Source organism: Candidatus Symbiopectobacterium sp. (assembly GCF_020054415.1).
Lineage (GTDB): Bacteria > Pseudomonadota > Gammaproteobacteria > Enterobacterales > Enterobacteriaceae > Symbiopectobacterium.
Map to the genome: position 1 here is coordinate 1 of NZ_JAHWCO010000327.1, position 3834 is coordinate 3834.

The 3834-nt window shown below is 51.5% G+C and carries 4 protein-coding genes; 2 read left to right on the forward strand and 2 right to left on the reverse strand.

What is annotated here, in order from left to right; genetic code table 11:
* Window positions 1–188, forward strand: a 188-nt coding sequence (locus QZ506_RS09575; protein WP_291970655.1) for an IS1 family transposase, incomplete at its 5' end; no start/stop codon positions are given.
* A 12-nt stretch (window positions 189–200) separates the two neighbouring features.
* Here QZ506_RS09575 and QZ506_RS09580 read toward each other — a convergent pair.
* Window positions 201–896 carry a glutathione S-transferase family protein gene (locus tag QZ506_RS09580; protein ID WP_291970656.1) on the reverse strand — a complete coding sequence of 232 codons (696 nt, stop codon included), beginning with the start codon at window positions 894–896 and terminating at the stop codon, window positions 201–203.
* Window positions 897–1148: 252 nt separating this feature from the next.
* Here QZ506_RS09580 and bglX point away from each other — a divergent pair, with 252 nt between their 5' ends.
* Window positions 1149–3491: a beta-glucosidase BglX gene (gene bglX, locus QZ506_RS09585; RefSeq protein ID WP_291970658.1), complete on the forward strand. Its 2343-nt coding sequence runs from the start codon at window positions 1149–1151 to the stop codon at window positions 3489–3491.
* A 75-nt stretch (window positions 3492–3566) separates the two neighbouring features.
* Here the strand turns inward: bglX and QZ506_RS09590 are convergent, their stop codons facing one another.
* A complete protein-coding gene (locus tag QZ506_RS09590) occupies window positions 3567–3674 on the reverse strand; it encodes a hypothetical protein (protein ID WP_252120450.1) in 108 nt (35 codons plus the stop codon).
* Window positions 3675–3834 lie beyond the last annotated feature (160 nt).

Consider the following 3834-nt stretch of genomic DNA (forward strand, 5'->3'; position numbering starts at 1 on the left):
ACAACGACGAACTTCCAAAAGTAAAACACATTGTTAGCAAGCTGTATACACAGCGTATTGAGCGTGCACATCTGACACTGCGTAACCGATTGCAACGGCTCAATCGCAAGACGCTCGGATATTCAAAATCATCCGAAATGCACTATAGGATCATCGGTACTTACATCGAACGCGAGTACTACGTTTGATGCTACATCAACTCATTGAATATACCACCGAAAATCCTCTATCACCACACGCTTGCCGTTATCCGTTACTTCATCTTCGTGCGCAGGTTCGCGCCATGTTTCAGCTAACGCGCTGGTGTACCAACATTGCATAGCGGGTTGCCCTAGCAGGTGTTGGCAGTAGCCATTCACGGCGGATGAAACCTGTAAATTATACGTTTGAAGGCGAAATACCACCGGCGCGAAAAAGGCATCCACGGCGCTGAAGGTATTTCCTGCTAAAAACGGCCCGCCAAAACGCGTAAGGCCTTCTGTCCAGAGTACATCAAGGCGGGCTAACTCATCGTGCAATGCCGCTGACAGTTCCGGTATCGCTACGCGTACACCACAGCTCATTGCACACTGGTTGCGCAACGCGGTAAACACCGAGTGCATTTTCGCTGACGCACAACGGGCCCAGATACGAGCCGCATTCTCTTCGGGCCACACGCCGCGATGGCGTTCAGCCAGATATTCAATGATCGCCAGCGAATCCCACACCACCTGATTATCATCAACCAGACATGGCACTTTTGCCGTCGGAGAAAAGGCTTTGAAGGCGGTTTGTACTGCACCTGCGCTAAACTGCGTCAGCTGTTCGGTAAAAGGAATATCGAGTGCGGTCATCAATACCCAGGGGCGCAGCGACCAAGAGGAATAGTTTCTATTGGCGATATGCAGTTGATACATAGTTAGTGAGGCTCCAGGTAGTTTGGCGGTGCGAGATATCAGTAGGAGTATCATGAAATGTGCCTAATGACACGCGGCATATGAGAGATGGCGCAGGATTGCGTAATTTTTTCAGTTTTTACTAAAGACAATCAGAACAAATACATTATGATTACGCGCTGGATATTTTGACGACGTTACTGACGTCATTTTCAAACCTCACAGGCGCTCCCCTATGACGTTGAGTGCGGCATGCTTGGGCTAGAATAACGAATGAAATTGCTTACCTATTTGACGATTGCGATTGGCATGGCCTGCTCTTCGGCGGGGGCGCAACTGACCAACACTGTACCTGTTTCGGCACAAAGCAATGCAGCACAAAGTAATGCAGCACAAAGTAATGCAGCACATCAGGCGCAGCGTGATGCCTTTGTCTCCGATCTGCTGCGTAAAATGACCACCGACGAAAAAATTGGGCAGTTACGCCTGATCAGTGTGGGAACTGATAACCCTAAACACGTGATCCGCGAGATGATCAGAGACGGGCAGGTGGGCGCGATTTTCAATACGGTAACTCGACAGGACATTCGAGCGATGCAGGATCAGGTGATGCTGAGTCGCCTGAAAATTCCGCTGTTTTTTGCCTACGATGTGGTGCACGGTCATCGAACCATTTTCCCGATTGCGCTGGGGTTAGCCTCTTCCTGTGACATGAACAACATTGCAAAAAGCGCACGCGTCTCCGCTTATGAAGCCACCGAAGATGGGCTAAACATGACCTGGGCGCCAATGGTCGATATCACCCGCGATCCGCGCTGGGGACGGGTATCGGAAGGCTTTGGGGAAGACACCTGGCTGACCAGCCAAATTGCGCGTGTGGTGGTGAAAGCGTTTCAAGGCGAAGCACCGACCGACAGACATTCACTGATGACCAGCGTCAAACATTTTGCCCTCTATGGTGCGGTGGAAGGCGGACGCGATTACAACACCGTGGGCATGAGTCCCCAGCGTATGTTTCAGGATTATTTGCCCCCCTATAAAGCGGCAATTGATGCCGGCAGTGGCGGTGTGATGGTCGCTCTGAACTCCATAAATGGTGTGCCTGCAACGGCAAATCGCTGGTTGTTGAAAGAGTTACTGCGCGATCAGTGGAAATTCCAAGGGATTACCATCACCGATCACGGTGCGATTAAAGAACTGATGAAACACGGTGTAGCGAGCGATCCACGTGACGCGTCGCGCATTGCTCTGAAATCTGGCATCGCGATGAGCATGAGCGATGAGTACTTTGTGAAGTACCTGCCTGAGTTGGTGAAAAGCGGTGCTATCACCATGCAAGAACTGGATGAGGCTTGCCGCCAGGTGCTGAACGTGAAGTATGACATGGGACTGTTTGCCGATCCTTACCGCATGCTAGGCGCTGCTAGCAGCGATCCGGTGGATACCAATGCGGAAAGCCGCTTACACCGTGCCGAGGCGCGTGATGTTGCCAAACGCAGCCTGGTGTTGCTGAAAAACCGCCTCAACATTCTGCCGTTAAAAAAATCGGGTGTGATTGCGGTGGTGGGGCCGTTGGCGGACAGCAAGCGAGATACCATGGGCAGTTGGTCTGCGGCCGGATTAGTGTACCAAACGGTGACCGTGTATAGCGGTATTCGCACTGCAGTGGGTAATGACGCGACGGTATTTTATGCCAAAGGCGCTAATGTCAGTAATCACAAAGGCATTATCGATTTCCTGAATCAATACGAAGATGCGGTACAGGTTGACCCGCGTTCGCCGCAAGAGATGATTGATGAAGCGGTAACGGTGGCGAAGAAATCTGATGTGGTAGTTGCGGTCGTCGGTGAAGCAGCCGGTATGGCCCATGAGGCTTCCAGCCGTTCTAACATTGATTTACCGCAGAGCCAGCGCGATCTTATCGCCGCGCTCAAAGCCACCGGCAAGCCGTTGGTGCTGGTGTTGATGAACGGTCGCCCACTGGCGCTGGTGCGCGAAGATCAGCAAGCGGATGCGCTGCTGGAAACCTGGTTTAGCGGTACGGAAGGGGGCAATGCGATCGCAGATGTGCTGTTTGGTGATTATAACCCGTCAGGCAAGTTGACGATGTCCTTCCCGCGTTCCGTTGGGCAAATCCCAATTTATTATAACCAGTTGCCAACCGGCCGTCCATATACGCCGGAAAATCCCGGCAAGTACACCTCGCATTACTATGACGAGGCCAATGGCCCACTGTATCCGTTTGGCTACGGCTTGAGTTACACCACCTTCAGCGTGTCGGATGTGAGCATATCCAGTCCGCTGATGAAACGTAACGGCAGCGTGAAAGCGAGCGTAACGGTCACCAACACCGGCAAACGGGCAGGCGAAACCGTGGTGCAGCTGTACCTGCACGATGTCGTCGCGTCTATCAGTCGTCCGGTCAAGGAACTTCGTGGCTATGAGAAAGTGATGCTGCAACCGGGTGAAAGCCGCGTTATCAGCTTCACTATCTCTGAAGATGACCTGAAGTTCTACAATACGCAAATGCAGCAGGTTGTCGAACCGGGCAAGTTTGAGGTATTTATTGGTCTGGATTCACAACGCGTGAAACAACAGAGTTTTACGTTGCTCTGACATCCGTCGCGTACTAACGATCCTCGGCCTATACCGGGGATCGCCTTCACTAACGGCATCGCTGGCGCGGTGGTATCAACCGACGTGAACCAGAATGATATAGCCGACCAGCATCAGACCGCTAATCCCGCCTAACGTCATCAATGAGAACACGCCGATCATGGCGATTTTGCCGAGGTTCATAAAGTTATCCTTTTATTAATTGTATTAGTCGCGACTAGATCTGACACTGGACCTTGAAAGGTTGAGAGTTACCGGTTTTGATATGGGTGTCTGATCCTTAAACAAAACGCGAGGTAACTCTCATGCTTCATACTAACAATCCCATTATCAAACACAAAGC